A 14,986-nucleotide genomic window follows, 5' to 3' on the forward strand; every position below is an offset into this window, starting at 1 on the left:
ATACCCCCTTCCGCGCATGGCCCACAAGCCTGCGCCCCGTTGACGGGGCGGCGGTGTGGCCCTACCGATCTTGCACGATGTGAAGGAAATCGCCCATGAGCCACGCCCCCGGTCCCGACCTGATCGCCATTCCCGGCCCCTCGCCGGTGCCCGCCCGGGTGCTGAACGCCGCCCATCGCGCCTCGCCCGACATCTATGGCGAGGCGCTGGCGCAGGTGAACCTGCAGGTCATGGCGCAGTTGAAGCGTCTGGCGGGCACCAGCGCCCATCTGGCCCCCTATATCGGCAACGGCCATGCCGGGTGGGAGGCCGTGGGCGCCAACCTGTTCGATCGCGGCGATCTGGCGCTGGTGCTGACCTCGGGCCATTTCGGGCGCAGCTGGGCCGAGATGCTGGAGGGGCTGGGCGTCATCGTCGAGCGGCTGGATTTCGCCAACCTGCCCCCCGATCCTGCCCGTCTGGCGGCGCGGCTGGCCGCGGACCCCGAAGGGCGCATCCGCGCCGTGATGCTGTGCCAGACCGATACGGCCAGCGCGACCATGGCCGATATTCCGGCGATCCGCGCGGCGATGGGCGATCATGGGGCGCTGCTGGTCGTGGATGCCATCGCCTCGCTTGGCTGCGCGCCGATGCGGATGGATGACTGGGGCGTCGATGTGCTGATCGCGGCCAGCCAGAAGGGGTTGATGTGCCTGCCCGGCACGGTCTTCGTGTGGTTTTCCGACAAGGCGGCGGCGCAGGGGGCGACCGGGCTGACCTCTCCTTGGTGGGACTGGCACGGGCGGGCCGGGGCCGGGGCGCTGTGGCGGTTCTGGGGCGGCACGCCGCCGGTCCAGCAGATCTTCGCCCTGTCCGAGGCGCTGACGATGATTCTGGACGAGGAAGGGCTGGAGTCCGTCTGGTCGCGCCATGACCGTCTCGCCCGCGCGGTCTGGGCGGCGGGCGAGGCATGGGCCGCAGGCGGCAGCGGCATCCGGCTGTCGGTGACCGATCCCGCCGCGCGCGCCGCATCGGTCACCGCGCTGACGCTGCCCGGCGCGGATGCGCTGCGGGCCTGGGTCGCGCGGGAATGCGGGGTGACGTTGGGCGTGGGTCTGGGCGCGCCCGATCCCGCAGGCGCGCTGCGCATCGCCCATATGGGCCATTGCAATGCGGGCGTCCTGCTGGGCACGCTTGGCGCCATCGAGGCCGGGCTGGTCGCGCTGGACATCCCCCACGGCCCCGGCGCGTTGGAAGCCGCCGCCGCCAGCATCGCGCGCTCTGCCTGACCGAGGGAGGGCTGGCGGGGCGACCATGGGGTGAATCAAAGCATGGGTGCGGGCGGGCCATGCGCGCCCTGCCCGCTTAGGGTTGCAGACGCGGCCAGCTGACAGCGTCGGGATCGGACCTGCCCACCCGTCACCCCGGCCCGCAGCGCGACCCGTCGATCGGGATCAGCGGGCCGGGGACAGGCGGGCGGGGCAGTGCGGTCGTCAATCCGCAGGCGCATGTTCGGCCAGCCAGGTCTCCATCCGGGCGATCTCGGCCTCTTGTGCGGCGATGATCTCATCGGCCAGCGCGCGGATGCCGGGATCGTCGCCATGCTCCAGCACCACCCGCGCCATCTCGATCGCGCCTTGATGATGCGGGATCATGCCGCGCACGAAATCGACATCGGCATCGCCCGAGGGGGCGATGGCCATGTCCTGATGCATCCGGGCCATCGCATCGTTATAGGCCGCGTTGGCGGCATCGGCCTCGGTCGTGCTGCCATGCGCCGAATGGTCGGTGCCGTGGTCGGCATGGTCCTGCGCCTGCAGGGGCGCGGCCAGAACCCATGCGACCGGCAGGGCCAGCAGAGTGGACATCAGGGATCGGGTCATCGGGTCATCCTTGGGTCGGCTGTCATCGCGTGAAGCCTGATCCCAAGGCGGTGCGGCGGCAAGCCGGGGCGCGGACAAATTCGCGTCAGTCGTCCGCAACCCGCCGCGCCCGCGTCACCACGGTCTGGCCATAGCTGCGGCTGTCCAGCAGCGTCAGGGCGGCGGGCAGCAGGGGGCGGCGCTGTTCCTCCCAGATCACCGTTGCGCCGGGGGCCAGCCAGCCGCCCGAAAGGGCCGAGGCGATCGCGGCCTCTCCTTTTCCCTGACCATAGGGAGGGTCCAGAAAGACCACATCGAAGCCCGGCCCGTCGCAGGGGCCAAGCCGCGTCGCATCGCGGCGCAGAAGGGCGGTGGCCTCGCCCGCGCGGGCCTTGTCGACATTCTGGCGGATCAGGCGGGCGGACGTGGCGCCGTCATCGACGAAGGTGACATGCAGCGCGCCCCGCGACAGCGCCTCGAGCCCCAGGGCGCCGGTGCCTGCAAACAGATCCAGCACCCGCGCGCCGGGCAGCGGATTGCCCTGATTGCCGTTGATCAGCAGGTTGAAGATCGCCTCGCGCACCCGGTCGGTTGTGGGGCGCAGATGGGCCGGGGCATCGCCTTCGCCCAGCTCGGCCAGCTTGAGGCCGCGCAGCCTGCCGCCGACGATCCTCATGGCCGTGCCCCCCGCCCGGCTTGCGTCCCGCCCCCAGCTTGCGTCCCGCGAGGGCGGGGGGACTTTGCGTCCCCCCGCGCCCCCCTGCAGGATATTTCCGGACCGAAGCGGGCGGGCGCGGCGCTCATGTCAGAAGGGTCCTGAGGTCGGGCAGGGACGGGATCAGGGCGGGATCGGGGCTGATCCCCCCCTCGATCAGGCGCTTGCCGATCATGTAGGCGCGGGCGTCGTTCAGGGCATCGACGGCGATCAGGCGGCTCTGGCGGTAATACCAGACCGAGGCGGCATGATCGCCCTGCCCCCTTCGGGTCACGACATGGTCATGGCCGAGATTCAGGCCCGCGATCTGCAGTTTCGCGTCATATTGATCGGACCAGAACCAGGGTTTCAGCGCGATCCGGCGCGGCTGTCCCAGCAGGTTGTCGGCCACGCATTCGGCCATGTCGATGGCGCCGCCGACGCTTTCCAGACGCAGGCGCGCGCCCTGATGGGGGATGCTGGCGCAATCGCCCGCTGCCCAGATGGCCGGGTCCGAGGTGCGGCCCGACAGATCGGTCGCGATGCCATTGTCGAGGGCAAGGCCGGCGCTGTCGGCCAGAGCGGTTTCGGGCAAAACGCCGATGCCCATGATCACCAGATCGGCGGGGATCTGACGGCCGTCGGTCAGCGCCACGCCATCCGCCCGGTCGGTCCCGGTGATGCGGCTGATCGCCGCGCCTTCCAGGATCGTCACCCCATGGGCCTGGTGCAGCGCACGGATCAGGTCGGCGGTTTCCGCCGAGGCGACCCGGCCCAGGATGCGGGGGGCGGCCTCGATCAGGGTGACCTGCAACCCCTGTTTGCGGGCGACGGCGGCGGCCTCCAGCCCGATATAGCCGCCGCCGATCACGACCAGTCGCGCATCCGGGCGCAGCTGCGGGGCAAGCGCGTCCACATCGGCCAGCGTCCGGATGACATGGGTGCCGGGCAGATCGCCGCCCATCGCGGCAGACAGGCGGCGGGGGCGCGCGCCCATGGTCAGGGCCAGCGCGTCATAGGGGTGATCGCCCCGGTCGGTTCTCAGCACGCGGGCGACCGGATCGAGGCCGAGGGCGGTTTCCGACAGGCGCAGCGCGATGGACTGATCCGTCCACCAGTCGGGGGCGCGCAGGGTCAGGCGGTCCAGCCCCATCTGGCCCAGCAGATAGGCCTTGGACAGAGGCGGGCGCTGATAGGGGGCCGTCGGTTCGTTCCCGATCACCGTCAGCGGCCCGTCATGGCCCCCGGCGCGCAGCCGGGCCGCCATCGAGGCCGCCGCCTGACCCGCCCCCACGATCACGATCCGCATCTCTGGTCTTTCCCTCCGGCCCGGCTGCTCTGTCTGGTCTGTCTGTCGGGCGCACCCTATAGTCCCGACGAATCCGTTGCAATTCAGGAGCGTTCCATGACCATCACCGCCGGAGACAAGCTGCCCGAGGGCCAATTGCTGCATGTGGGCGAGGCCGGACCCGAGGCCCTGTCGCTGTCCGATCTGACCACTGGCAAGGTGGCCCTGTTCGGTCTGCCGGGCGCCTTTACCGGCACCTGCACCAATGCGCATATGCCCAGCTTTGTGCGCAGCGCCGATGCGTTCCGCGCCAAGGGCGTGGCGCGAATCGTCTGCATCACCGTCAACGATCCCTTTGTCACCAAGGCGTGGGCCGAACAGACCGGCGCGACGGCGGCGGGGATCGAGGTTCTGGCCGATGCCGATGGCAGCGTGACCAAGGCTTTGGGGCTGGACTTTGACGCGCCGCCCGCCGGACTGTTCGGCCGCTGCAAGCGGTTCGCCGCGCTGGTCGAGGACGGGGTCTTTGCCTCGGTCGATGTCGAGGACAGCCCGGGCACCTGCAGCGTCAGCGCGGGTGAGACGCTGTTGGAGAAGGTCTGAGGCCGGAACCGGGGGGCTTCGCGCCCCCCGGACCCCCTGCGGGATATTTTCGTGAAGAAGAAGTTACGGGGTCGGGTCTGATTTTCGGAATGGGGTGAAATCGGCGAGGGCCTCGATTTCCTGGCCCATGGCGTCGCGTTCCTGATCCAGATAATCGCCAAGCGCGCGCCGGAAGCCGGGATCGCGGACCCAGTGCAGCGAGTGGATGGGGACGGGCTCGTAGCCGCGCGCCAGTTTGTGATCGCCCTGCGCCCCGGCCTCGACCCGGTTCAGACCATGCGAGATCGCATGGTCGATCGCCTGATGATAGCACAGCTCGAAATGCAGAAAGGCGTGATCGGCCATGCAGCCCCAATAGCGGCCATAGATCGCATCGGGGCCAAGGAAGTTCAGCGCCCCCGCGATGGGCTGGCCGTCGGTCTCTGCCAGAACCAGCAGGATATCGTCGCGCATCGTATCCTGAATGCGGTCGAAGAAGGCCCGCGTCAGGTAGGGCTGGCCCCATTTGCGCGCGCCGGTGTCCTGATAGAACTGCCAGAAGGCATCCCAGTGATGGGGTTTCAGATCGTCGCCGCTCAGATGACGGATGGTGCCGCCGAAGGCTTGCGCCCGGGCGCGTTCCTTGCGCAGATCCTTGCGCTTGCGCGACGATAGCGCGGCCAGAAAATCGTCATAGCTGGCATAGCCCCGGTTCAGCCAATGATATTGCTGGGTGATGCGCGGCAGAAAACCCGCCGCCGCGCCCAGATCGGCCTCGGCCCCGGTGCAGAAGGTGACATGGGCGCCCGAGGTGTCCAGACGTTCGGCCAGCTGCATCATGCCCGCCAGAAGGGCCGACCGCGCGGCGTCGTCGTGGGCCAGCAGGCGCTGGCCGGTGGCCGGGGTGAAGGGCACCGCGCATTGCAGCTTGGGGTAATAGCGCCCGCCCGCCCGGACATAGGCCTGCGCCCAGCCATGATCGAAGATGTATTCGCCCTGACTGTGCGATTTGGCATAAAGCGGCGCCGCGCCCACGATCTGGCCATCGCGTTCGACCGTCAGGTGCAGAGGCTGCCAGCCAGTGCCCGTGCCGACCGAGCGGGACTGTTCCAGCGCCAGCAGGAAGCGATGCGTGGTAAAGGGATTGCCGTCGCCCAGACCGTCCCACAGCTGCGGGTCGATGGCTGCGATCGAGGGATGGGTTGTCAGCGTCAGCATGTCGTTCATGCCTGCAAGATAGGGGGTCGGCGCGCGGTTGTCAGGGGCCGCCTTTGTCGCGGCGGGCGGCCCCTGACGATGCCGGGGTCAGAGGGCTGCCGCATAGCCCTCGAAGGTGATGTTTTGGGCAATGCGGCGGGCCGCTGCCTCTTCCTCGGGGGTGCGGATGGTCCAGCAGAGGACCGGCGTGCCGCCCGCGCGCAGGGCATCGACGCGGGGATTGGTCAGATCGGCCTTGTCATGCGAGATGAAGCTGGCCCCCAGATCGTCGAAATCGGCGATGGCCGCCAAAGCGTCGCGCCGCTCGGGCGGGACGCGGGTCCAGTCGCCTTCGGGAAAGGCGCAGGTGGTCAGGCCGACCGGGATATCCGGCGCATCGGTGCGAAAGGCGGCGATCATATGCGGGTTGAACGACATGACCGCGACCGGACCGGCATAACCCTGCAGATCCTGGGCCACGCGGGCGGGCAAGGCGCCCACATCGGGACCGCAGGCGCCGTCCTGATCCTTGATCTCGATCAGCAGGGGCACCTGGCCCGCGACCAGATCCAGAAACCGGGCCAGTGTCGGAACGGGTTCATTCGTGCCCAGCAGCCGCAGCGCCGCCAGCGCGCCCGCGTCGATGGCCGAGATGAAGCCCGGCTGACCGGTCAGGCGCTGCAACTGATAGTCGTGAAAGACCAGCGGCACCCCGTCCGGGCCGGGCTGGATGTCGCATTCGATCGCATAGCCCGCATCGATAGCCGCCTGCGCGGCGGCCATGCTGTTTTCCGGCACCACCCGTCCGGTTCCGTCCACCCCGTGCAAGCCGCGATGGGTGATCGGCACCGTCAGGAAGCGGTCGTCCAGAGGGATGGCGCGGGGCATCATGCGACCTCGAACACCGCTTCGACCTCGACTGCGACGCCGAAGGGCAGCGAGGGCGCGGACACGGCGGCGCGGGCATGGCGGCCCGCATCGCCAAAGACCTCGACCATCAGGTCGGAACAGCCGTTGATGACCTTTGGCTGATCGGTGAAATCGGGGGTCGAGTTCACGAAGCCGGTCAGCTTGACCACCCGCGTCACCCGGTCCAGATCGCCGATGGCGGATTTCAGCTGCGCGATCAGCGCCAGACCGCAGCGGCGGGCGGCGGCGGCGCCATCCTCGACCGAAAAGCCGTCGCCCAGCTTGCCGGTGATCAGCCCGGCCTCGTTCGCGCTGATCTGGCCCGAGACAAAGATCAGGTTGCCGGTCTGCACGAAGGGCACGTAATTGGCCGCAGGCATGGGGGCTGCGGGCAGGGTGATGCCCTTGTCGGTCAGGGTTTGTTCAACGGTCATGGGATCCTCAACAGTTGGGGTTTTCCGGGCAACCCTAACGCGGGCCAGGTCAGGCGACCAGAGCCTCGGCGCGTTTCAGGTCCACGCTGACCAGCTGGCTGATCCCCTGTTCGACCATGGTGACGCCGAACAGGCGGTCCATCCGGCCCATCGTCACCGCATGATGGGTGATGATCAGAAAGCGCGTGTCGGTGCGGCGGGTCATCTCGTCCAGCAGATCGCAGAAGCGGCTGACATTGGCGTCGTCCAAGGGTGCATCGACCTCGTCCAGCACGCAGATGGGCGCGGGATTGGCCAGAAACACCGCAAAGATCAGCGCCATGGCGGTCAGGGTCTGTTCGCCGCCCGACAGCAGGGACAGGGTGGACAGGCGCTTGCCGGGCGGCTGGCACATGATCTCCAGCCCGGCCTCCAGCGGATCATCGGATTCGACCAGCACAAGCCGCGCCTCGCCGCCGCCGAACAGCGTCGTGAACAGGGTCGAGAAATTGGCGTTCACCGTCTCGAATGCGGTCAGCAGGCGTTCGCGCCCCTCGCGGTTCAGGCTGCCGATCCCGGCGCGCAGCTTGCGGATCGCCTCTTCCAGATCGGCCTTTTCGCGGGCCAGCCGGTCGCGTTCATCCTCCAGCGCGCGCTTGTCCTCGTCGGCGCGCAGATTGACGGCGCCAAGCGCGTCGCGGGCCTGACGCAGGCGGGCGATCTGATCCTCCAGCAGGTCGGCGGGGGCGGTCTCGTCGATCTCGCCAAGGGCCGCGCGCAGATCCTCGGGGGTCTGGTCGGTCTCCTCCGCGATGCGGGCGCGGGCGGCGATCTGGGCCTGCCGCGCGGCATCCGCACGGGCCTCGGCCGCCGCCCGCGCCTCGCGCGCGTCCGAGGCCAGACGTTCCGCCTCGCGTTCGGCCAGGGCTGCGGCGCGGGCGGCCTCTTCTGCGGCGCCAAGCGCCGCGCGGGCACGGGTCTGGCGGGCCGAGGCTTCGGCCTCGCGGTCGGCCAGGGCGGCGCGGCGGTCGGACAACAGGGCGGGCTGGGCCGCAGCCTCGGTCAGTTCGTCTGCGGCGGCGTCGCGGCGCGCGGCCAGTTCGGCGGCGCGGGTGCCCGCCTGCTGCAGGCGCAGCTGCCAGCCGGCGGCTTCTTTGGCGATCTCTTGCAGGCGCTTGTCCCGGGCCTGACCATCGCGCTGCGCCTCGTCCAGCGCGGCACGGCGGGTCATGGTGGCGATCCGCGCCGCCTCGACCCCGGTGCGCGCATGGTCAAGGGCGGTCGCGGCGTCGCCCCGGTCGGGCAGGGCTGCCAGCTGCGCCTCGGCATCGCGCAGGCGGGTGCGGGCATCCGTGGCATCGGCGCGGTGGCGGGCCAGTTCCGCGCGGGCCGATTCGGCGCGGCTGGCGGCCATGGCCAGATCGGATTCGGCCCGGGTCGCCGCGCGCACGGCATCCGACAGCAGGCGTTCGGCCTCTCGCCGCGCATCGCGGGCGGAACGTTCGGTCTGGGCTGCGTCCGACAGGGCGGCGCGGGCGTCTTCATGCGCCTCGGTCGCGGCCTCGGCGCGGGAGCGGGCCGCGTCAGCCTGTTCGGTGATTGCGGCCAGTTCGTTGACCTTCTGCAGATGCAGCGCGGCGGAAGAGCTGGCCTCTCCGGCCAACACCCGCATCCCGTCCCACCGGAACAGATCGCCCGCCGGCGTGACCAGCCGCTGTCCCGGCGCCAGCGCGGCTTGCAGCGCGGACCCGCGAAGGGCGTCGGGCACAAGGCCGGTCTGCGACATCCGTCGCGCCAAAACATCGGGCCCGGCCACATGCGGCGCCAAAGGCTGCGCGCCCTCCGGCAGGGGATGCGGCGCGTCCCAACCCGGCAGCGCGTGCCAGCCCGAGCCTTCCGCCGTCACCCCCGCCCGCAGATCGTCGCCAAGCGCCGCGCCAAAGGCCGCCTCGTATCCGCGCCCGACCTGCACCCGGTCCAGCAGGGTGGCGCCGCCCGACTGGCCGCGTTCGACCAGACGGGCCAGCGCGCTGCGTTCGGCATTCAGGGCGGCGGCCTCTCCCTCGGCCTCGGCGCGCGCGGCGCGGGCGCTGGCCTCGCGCGCCTCAAGACCCGCGCGGGCGGCTTCGGCATCGGCCAGCGCCTCTTCGGCGGCCTCGGTGCGATCGCGCGCCAGATCCTGCGCGGCATCCGCCAGATCCAGCGCCGCCGAGGCCGCCTCGCCCGCCGCACCGGCCTGATCGACGGCTTCGGCGGCCTCGGTTGCGGCGCGGTCGGCGCGGTCGAACATGGCGCGCAGATCGGTGGCCAGCCGGTCGGCGGATTGATGGCGCGCGGCCAGACGGGCCGATTCGTCGGTCAGCTCTGCCAGCCGCGCCTCGACCTCGCGCAGGGCCTCAGCGGCCTCATCGGCGCGGGCAGCCGCCAGGTCAAGCCGCGCGTCATGGCCCTGCCCCGCTTGTTCCAGACCCGTGCGTTCTATGTCGAGACGCGCCACCACCTCGGTCGCGTCGCGATTCAGCGCCTCTTCGCGGTCGATGTCGCGGTCCAGCTGGGCCACACGGGCGGTCAGGGCGGCGATGGTGCGGGCGGCTGCGGCCTCGGCCATGTCCAGCGCCTCGCGGTCGGCGGCGATGCGCGACAGAAGGGCTGTGGCGATCTGATCCTCGTCGCGCAGGTCGGGCAGCGCGGATTGCAGCGCTTCGTGCCGGGCCACAGCCGCGGCGGCGGCGGCGCCCGCGTCATGGGCGGCGCGGACGGCCTGCGCCAAAGCCTGCGCCGTGGACAGGCGCGCCGCCTCGGCCTCGGCCCACCGACGATAAAGCAGCACCCCCTCGGCCAGACGCAGGGCGGCGCCGATCTCGCGGTACTTTGCCGCCGCGCGGGCCTGACGGGCCAGAGTCGCGGCCTGCGCCGACAGCTGGTCCAGCGTGTCATCGACGCGCAGCAGGTTCGCCTCGGCGCCGTTCAGCTTCAGCTCGGCCTCGTGGCGGCGCGCATAAAGGCCCGAGATGCCGGCGGCCTCTTCCAGAATGCGGCGGCGGCTTTTGGGCTTGGCGCTGATCAGCTCGCTGATCTGGCCCTGACGCACCAGCGCCGGGCTATGCGCCCCGGTCGAGGCATCCGCAAACAGCATCTGCACGTCGCGCGCCCGCACATCCTTGCCCGCGATCTTGTAGGCGCTGCCCGCGTCGCGGGTGATGCGACGGGTGATGTCGAACTGATCGTCCTCATTGAACCCGGCAGGCGCCAACCGGTCGCGGTTGTCGACGCTGAGCGACACCTCGGCATGGGCGCGGGCATTGCGGCGCGAGGTGCCCGCGAAAATCACATCCTCCATCCCGTCGCCGCGCATGGCGGTGGGACGGTTTTCGCCCATCACCCATCGCAGCGCCTCGAGCAGGTTGGACTTGCCGCAGCCATTGGGTCCGACCACGCCGGTCAGCCCCTCGCGGATGACCAGATCGGTCGGGTCCACGAAGCTTTTGAAGCCGTTGAGGCGCAGGCGGTCAAAGCGCAAGGGTTGCGTTCCCGGTTGAGGATCAGCCGCGATTGTCCCTTCTGGGACCGTCCAAGTCAACCAATGGGCCAGATATCGCCCCCTGCCCAGGCCCGCCCACAAGATGGGCAGGGCTGCAGAAGATCTGGTGCCTTGCCCGAGGCCGCGCTAATCTGGCGCGATGATCCGCATGCTTGCCATCATCCTTGGGTTCCAGCTGACGGGCGAGGTCACCTCTCGCGCGCTGACTTTGCCCCTGCCCGGCCCGGTTCTGGGGCTGATCCTGCTGGTTTTCGCCTGCATCCTGCGCCCGGCGCTGGCCGAGGCGATCCGGCCCACCGCCACCGGCCTTCTGTCGCATCTGTCGCTGTTCTTCGTGCCGGCTGGCGTCGGCATCGTCGCGCATTGGGATCTGTTGCGCACGCAGGGGCTGGGGCTGGCGGTCGCGGTCATCGGATCGACGGTGCTGGCGATCGCGGCAGGGGCGCTGGCCTTTACCGCCGTGGCCCGCCTGACCCGGTCCGAGGAACCGCAGGCCTTGAAGGATCAGGGGCGTGAGTGATCCGGTCCTGATCTGGTCCTATCTGGCGCAGGGGCCGCTGTTATGGCTGACCGCGACGCTGGTCGCCTATCTGGCGGGCGATGCGCTGTCGCGCGCTACGGGGCGGCAAAGCTGGGCCAATCCGGTGCTGATCGCGGTGATCCTGCTGGCGGGGCTGCTGTGGGGGACGGGCACCGATTACGCGACCTATTTCGAAGGGGCGCAGTTCGTGCATTTCATGCTGGGCCCGGCGACGGTGGCGCTGGCCTTGCCGCTGTATGACAACCTGCCCCGGCTGCGCCCCGCCGCCCTGCCGATGCTGGCCGGACTGCTGGCGGGATCGGGGGTGGCGGTTCTGTCGGCGCTGGCCATCGCGCGCGCCTTCGGGATCTCGGGGCCGGTGCTGGCATCGCTTGCGCCCAAATCGACGACCGCGCCGGTCGCCATCGGCATCGCCGAGGCGCTTGGCGGGCAGCCGACCCTGACCGCGGCGCTGGTCCTGCTGACGGGCATTTTTGGCGCGATCATCGTGACGCCGCTGCTGAATGCGCTGAAGATCCGCGACTGGCGCGCACGGGGTCTGGCCGTGGGGGTCGCAGCCCATGGGATCGGCACCGCGCGGGCGTTTCAGGTCAATGCGACGGCGGGGGCGTTTTCGGGCATCGGCATGGGGCTGAATGCCGTGTTGACCGCCGTGATCGCACCTCTGGCGCTGCGCCTTTTCGGCGGTTGAATTGGATATTTGAGTGAAGAAGAAAAGGCTGCGTCAGGCACCTTTCGGGCGGAACGCCTTGATCCGGGCGGGGTCGGTTTCGATCCGGGCGGCGCCCATCAGGTCGAGGCAATAGGGCACGGCAGCGAAGACCGCATCGAGGCAGGTCGCGATGGCCGAGGGCTTGCCGGGAATCGTGATGATCAGCGTGGCGCCCCGGATCGCGGCGGTCTGGCGCGACAGGATGGCGGTCGGCACGAAGGCCAGCGAGGCGCGGCGCATTTCCTCGCCAAAGCCGGGCAGTTCCTTGTCCATGATGTCGGCCACGGCCTCGGGCGTCAGATCGCGGGGCGCGGGGCCGGTGCCGCCGGTCACGAGGATCAGATCGGCGCCGCCATCGGCCAGGTCGCGCAGTGTGGCGCCCACGATCTGGCGCCCGTCGGGAATGATGTGGCGGTCGATCTGCATGGCCGAGGTGATGGTGCGGCGCAGCCAGTCTTCGGCACCGGGGCCGCCCTTGTCTTCGTATTCGCCCCGCGACGCGCGGTCGCTGACGGTAACGATGGCGATGCGGGCGGCCCGGCTTTTCATGGGTGGACGCTTATTTTGCGACGCGGGCGTTGCGGTTGGCGATCAGCTTCAGGCGCAGCGCGTTCAGGCGGATGAAGCCTGCCGCGTCCTTCTGATCATAGGCGCCGGCATCATCCTCGAAGGTGACATGCGCCTCGGAATACAGCGAATGATCCGACCAGCGGCCCACGCAGGTGGCCATGCCCTTGTAGAGTTTCAGCCGAACGGTGCCGGTCACATGTTCCTGGCTTTTGTCGATCAGCGCCTGCAGCATCTCGCGTTCGGGGCTGAACCAGAAGCCGTTATAGATCAGCTCGGCATAGCGGGGCATGATCGAGTCTTTCAGATGGCCCGCGCCGCTGTCCAGCGTGATCTGTTCGATCCCGCGATGCGCCTCCAGCAGGACAGTGCCGCCGGGGGTTTCGTAGATGCCGCGCGATTTCATGCCGACAAAACGATTTTCGACGAAATCCAGACGTCCGATGCCATGCGCACCGCCCAGCTCGTTCAGTCTGGTCAGGATCGTGGCGGGCGACATCGCCTGACCGTTGATGGCCGTCGCATCGCCCCGTTCAAAGGTCACCTCGATGAATTCGGGGGTGTCGGGCGCATCCTCGGGGTTCACGGTGCGCTGATAGACATAGTCGGGCGCGGCCACCGCCGGGTCCTCCAGCGCCTTGCCCTCGGACGAGGTGTGCAGCAGGTTCGCGTCCACGCTGAACGGCGCCTCGCCGCGCTTGTCCTTGGCGATGGGGATCTGGTTCTTTTCCGCGAACTCGATCAGCTTGGTGCGCGAGGTCAGATCCCATTCCCGCCACGGTGCGATCACCCGGATCGACGGATCCAGCGCATAGGCCGACAGCTCGAACCGGACTTGATCGTTGCCCTTGCCGGTCGCACCATGGGCCACGGCGTCCGCGCCATGCTGATGCGCCAGCCGCACCAGATGCTGCGAGATCAGCGGCCGCGCGATCGAGGTGCCCAGCAGATAAAGCCCCTCGTACAGCGCATTGGCGCGGAACATCGGGAAGACGAAATCGCGCACGAATTCCTCGCGCACATCCACGATATGGATGTTTTCGGCGGGAATTCCCAGCATCAGGGCCTTTTCGCGCGCCGGTTCCAGTTCCTCTCCCTGCCCCAGATCGGCGGTGAAGGTGATGACCTCGCAGCCATATTCGGTCTGCAGCCATTTCAGGATGATCGAGGTATCAAGGCCCCCGGAATAGGCGAGGACGACTTTTTTCGGCGCGTCGGACATGCGGTTAACCCTTCGTCGAAGTTTCCGCGGGAATACGGGGATTTGCGCGTTGTCACAAGGGTCCGGGGGCGATTTGCTTGCAGGGGTCCGCCGGTTCGCGGTTTCCGGCGCGGGTCGGCACGCGCTGCCCTTCCTTGCCGGACCGATCGGGCGGCCCCCGACCAGCAGTCCGCCGCGCCCGCGCAAAGGCTTGCGTCCCGCGCGGTTTCGCGGCATGGGCGGGATATGGAAAATTTTGGCGCCTCCGTCCGTCTGGCCGAGGCCGCGATTCGCGACCTGTTCGAGCCGACGCCCCTGCAACGCAATGACCATCTGTCGGCGAAATACGGCGCCGACATCTGGCTCAAGCGCGAGGATCTGACCCCGGTGCGCAGCTACAAGCTGCGCGGCGCCTTCAATGCGATGCGCAAGCTGGTCCGGCCCGGCGCCACGGGTCATTTCGTCTGCGCCAGCGCCGGCAATCACGCGCAAGGCGTGGCCTATGCCTGCCGCCATTTCGGGGCACGGGGCACCATCTTCATGCCGGTCACGACGCCGGGGCAAAAGATCGACAAGACGCGGATGTTCGGCGGCGATGCGGTCGAAATCGTTCTGACGGGCGATTATTTCGACCAGACTCTGGCCGCGGCGCAGGCCTTTTGCACCGAACGCGGCGCGCAATTTCTGTCGCCCTTCGATGCCCCGGACGTGATCGAGGGGCAGGCCACCGTGGGCATGGAAATGCTGGCCCAGCTGGGACGGGCGCCCGATCTGGTGGTGCTGCCGGTGGGCGGCGGCGGGCTGTCGGCGGGCGTCACCCGCTTTTTGCAGGACGAGGCGCCGCAGACGCGCTTTGCCTTTGCGGAACCTTTGGGCGGGGCCAGTCTGAAGGCCGCGCTGCAGGCCGGTGCGCCGGTGGCGCTGCCCGCCGTGGACAGCTTTGTCGATGGGGCCGCCGTGGCCCGCATCGGCGCACTGCCCTTCGAGGTTCTGCGGCGCTTTTCCCCGGCTGACGTGCATCTGGCCCCCGAAGACCGGATCTGCTGCACCATGCTGGAGATGCTGAACACCGAAGGCGTCGTTCTGGAACCGGCGGGCGCGCTGGCGCTGGATGTGCTGGCCGATCTGGGCGATCTGACCGGCAAGACTGTCGTCGCGGTCTGTTCGGGTGGCAATTTCGATTTCGAGCGCCTGCCCGAGGTCAAGGAACGCGCGCAGCGTTTCCAGGGGCTGAAAAAGTACTTTGCCCTGCGGATGCCGCAACGCCCCGGCGCGCTGCGCGATTTCCTGGAACTGCTGGGGCCGAATGACGATATCACCCGGTTCGAATATCTCAAGAAATCGGCGCGCAACTTTGGGTCGGTCCTGATCGGGATCGAAACCTCGGAGCCTGCCAATCTGATCTCGCTGATGGCGCGGCTGGATCAGTCGGGCTTTGCCTATCGCGACATCACCAATGACGGGATCCTGTCCGAACTGCTGGTCTGACCGGACAGGGCC

The 14,986-nt window shown here is 69.1% G+C and carries 14 protein-coding genes; 5 read left to right on the top strand and 9 right to left on the bottom strand.

The features are described from left to right. Nucleotides 1-95 precede the first annotated feature (95 nt). A complete protein-coding gene (locus EG885_RS17020; protein WP_131576872.1) occupies nucleotides 96-1,268 on the top strand; it encodes a pyridoxal-phosphate-dependent aminotransferase family protein in 1,173 nt (390 codons plus the stop codon). Nucleotides 1,269-1,472: 204 nt separating this feature from the next. On the opposite strand, the gene copM is transcribed toward EG885_RS17020, so the two are convergent. The 3 genes from copM to EG885_RS17035 form a co-directional block, all read right to left on the bottom strand. Beyond that, nucleotides 1,473-1,862 carry a CopM family metallochaperone gene (gene copM / locus EG885_RS17025; protein WP_242679719.1) on the bottom strand — a complete coding sequence of 130 codons (390 nt, stop codon included), beginning with the start codon at nucleotides 1,860-1,862 and terminating at the stop codon, nucleotides 1,473-1,475. 85 nt (nucleotides 1,863-1,947) lie between these two features. Then, a complete protein-coding gene (gene rsmD, locus EG885_RS17030) occupies nucleotides 1,948-2,517 on the bottom strand; it encodes a 16S rRNA (guanine(966)-N(2))-methyltransferase RsmD (RefSeq protein ID WP_131576875.1) in 570 nt (189 codons plus the stop codon). 124 nt (nucleotides 2,518-2,641) lie between these two features. Continuing rightward, entirely contained in the window at nucleotides 2,642-3,844 is a 1,203-nt protein-coding gene (locus tag EG885_RS17035; protein WP_131576877.1) for an NAD(P)/FAD-dependent oxidoreductase, read from the bottom strand. Between the two features lie 96 nt (nucleotides 3,845-3,940). On the opposite strand from EG885_RS17035, the gene EG885_RS17040 reads away from it, so the two are divergent. After that, nucleotides 3,941-4,426, top strand: a complete 486-nt coding sequence (locus tag EG885_RS17040) for a peroxiredoxin (RefSeq protein WP_131576879.1) — start codon at nucleotides 3,941-3,943, stop codon at nucleotides 4,424-4,426. 63 nt (nucleotides 4,427-4,489) lie between these two features. Here the strand turns inward: EG885_RS17040 and EG885_RS17045 are convergent, their stop codons facing one another. The 4 genes from EG885_RS17045 to EG885_RS17060 all read right to left on the bottom strand — a co-directional run bounded on the left by EG885_RS17045 (nucleotide 4,490) and on the right by EG885_RS17060 (nucleotide 10,444). Next, nucleotides 4,490-5,632, bottom strand: coding sequence for a GNAT family N-acetyltransferase (locus EG885_RS17045; protein WP_131576881.1), 1,143 nt, complete (start codon nucleotides 5,630-5,632; stop codon nucleotides 4,490-4,492). 78 nt (nucleotides 5,633-5,710) lie between these two features. Further along, nucleotides 5,711-6,490, bottom strand: coding sequence for a glycerophosphodiester phosphodiesterase family protein (locus tag EG885_RS17050; RefSeq protein ID WP_131576929.1), 780 nt, complete (start codon nucleotides 6,488-6,490; stop codon nucleotides 5,711-5,713). After that, on the bottom strand, nucleotides 6,490-6,945 hold the full coding sequence (locus tag EG885_RS17055) for a RidA family protein (RefSeq protein ID WP_131576883.1): 456 nt from the start codon (nucleotides 6,943-6,945) through the stop codon (nucleotides 6,490-6,492). The genes EG885_RS17050 and EG885_RS17055 overlap by 1 nt, the downstream gene beginning before the upstream one ends. Before the next feature lie 49 nt (nucleotides 6,946-6,994). Next, a complete protein-coding gene (locus tag EG885_RS17060) occupies nucleotides 6,995-10,444 on the bottom strand; it encodes an AAA family ATPase (protein WP_131576885.1) in 3,450 nt (1,149 codons plus the stop codon). Nucleotides 10,445-10,613: 169 nt separating this feature from the next. Between EG885_RS17060 and EG885_RS17065 the strand changes: the two genes are divergently transcribed. Together EG885_RS17065 and EG885_RS17070 are read left to right on the top strand one after the other, a co-directional pair. Next, nucleotides 10,614-10,985 carry a CidA/LrgA family protein gene (locus EG885_RS17065; RefSeq protein WP_379106206.1) on the top strand — a complete coding sequence of 124 codons (372 nt, stop codon included), beginning with the start codon at nucleotides 10,614-10,616 and terminating at the stop codon, nucleotides 10,983-10,985. Then, nucleotides 10,978-11,697 carry an LrgB family protein gene (locus EG885_RS17070; RefSeq protein WP_131576889.1) on the top strand — a complete coding sequence of 240 codons (720 nt, stop codon included), beginning with the start codon at nucleotides 10,978-10,980 and terminating at the stop codon, nucleotides 11,695-11,697. The genes EG885_RS17065 and EG885_RS17070 overlap by 8 nt, the downstream gene beginning before the upstream one ends. A 33-nt stretch (nucleotides 11,698-11,730) precedes the next feature. Here the strand turns inward: EG885_RS17070 and mog are convergent, their stop codons facing one another. Both mog and EG885_RS17080 read right to left on the bottom strand, forming a co-directional pair. Next, nucleotides 11,731-12,267, bottom strand: a complete 537-nt coding sequence (mog, locus tag EG885_RS17075; RefSeq protein WP_131576891.1) for a molybdopterin adenylyltransferase — start codon at nucleotides 12,265-12,267, stop codon at nucleotides 11,731-11,733. A gap of 10 nt (nucleotides 12,268-12,277) precedes the next feature. Beyond that, nucleotides 12,278-13,507 carry an argininosuccinate synthase gene (locus EG885_RS17080; RefSeq protein ID WP_131576893.1) on the bottom strand — a complete coding sequence of 410 codons (1,230 nt, stop codon included), beginning with the start codon at nucleotides 13,505-13,507 and terminating at the stop codon, nucleotides 12,278-12,280. Between the two features lie 225 nt (nucleotides 13,508-13,732). Between EG885_RS17080 and ilvA the strand changes: the two genes are divergently transcribed. After that, a complete protein-coding gene (ilvA, locus tag EG885_RS17085; protein WP_131576895.1) occupies nucleotides 13,733-14,974 on the top strand; it encodes a threonine ammonia-lyase IlvA in 1,242 nt (413 codons plus the stop codon). Nucleotides 14,975-14,986: the final 12 nt, after the last annotated feature.

The sequence above is a fragment of the Paracoccus nototheniae genome (assembly GCF_004335005.1).
In the GTDB taxonomy this organism is placed as follows: domain Bacteria; phylum Pseudomonadota; class Alphaproteobacteria; order Rhodobacterales; family Rhodobacteraceae; genus Paracoccus; species Paracoccus nototheniae.

Excerpts from the sequence above, each read along its gene's own strand:
- EG885_RS17020 (WP_131576872.1), top strand. The coding sequence starts at position 96 with ATGAGCCACGCCCCCGGTCCCGACCTGATCGCCATTCCCGGCCCCTCG.
- copM (WP_242679719.1), bottom strand. The coding sequence starts at position 1,862 with ATGACCCGATCCCTGATGTCCACTCTGCTGGCCCTGCCGGTCGCATGG.
- rsmD (WP_131576875.1), bottom strand. The coding sequence starts at position 2,517 with ATGAGGATCGTCGGCGGCAGGCTGCGCGGCCTCAAGCTGGCCGAGCTG.
- EG885_RS17035 (WP_131576877.1), bottom strand. The coding sequence starts at position 3,844 with ATGCGGATCGTGATCGTGGGGGCGGGTCAGGCGGCGGCCTCGATGGCG.
- EG885_RS17040 (WP_131576879.1), top strand. The coding sequence starts at position 3,941 with ATGACCATCACCGCCGGAGACAAGCTGCCCGAGGGCCAATTGCTGCAT.
- EG885_RS17045 (WP_131576881.1), bottom strand. The coding sequence starts at position 5,632 with ATGAACGACATGCTGACGCTGACAACCCATCCCTCGATCGCAGCCATC.
- EG885_RS17050 (WP_131576929.1), bottom strand. The coding sequence starts at position 6,490 with ATGCCCCGCGCCATCCCTCTGGACGACCGCTTCCTGACGGTGCCGATC.
- EG885_RS17055 (WP_131576883.1), bottom strand. The coding sequence starts at position 6,945 with ATGACCGTTGAACAAACCCTGACCGACAAGGGCATCACCCTGCCCGCA.
- EG885_RS17065 (WP_379106206.1), top strand. The coding sequence starts at position 10,614 with ATGCTTGCCATCATCCTTGGGTTCCAGCTGACGGGCGAGGTCACCTCT.
- mog (WP_131576891.1), bottom strand. The coding sequence starts at position 12,267 with ATGAAAAGCCGGGCCGCCCGCATCGCCATCGTTACCGTCAGCGACCGC.
- EG885_RS17080 (WP_131576893.1), bottom strand. The coding sequence starts at position 13,507 with ATGTCCGACGCGCCGAAAAAAGTCGTCCTCGCCTATTCCGGGGGCCTT.
- ilvA (WP_131576895.1), top strand. The coding sequence starts at position 13,733 with ATGGAAAATTTTGGCGCCTCCGTCCGTCTGGCCGAGGCCGCGATTCGC.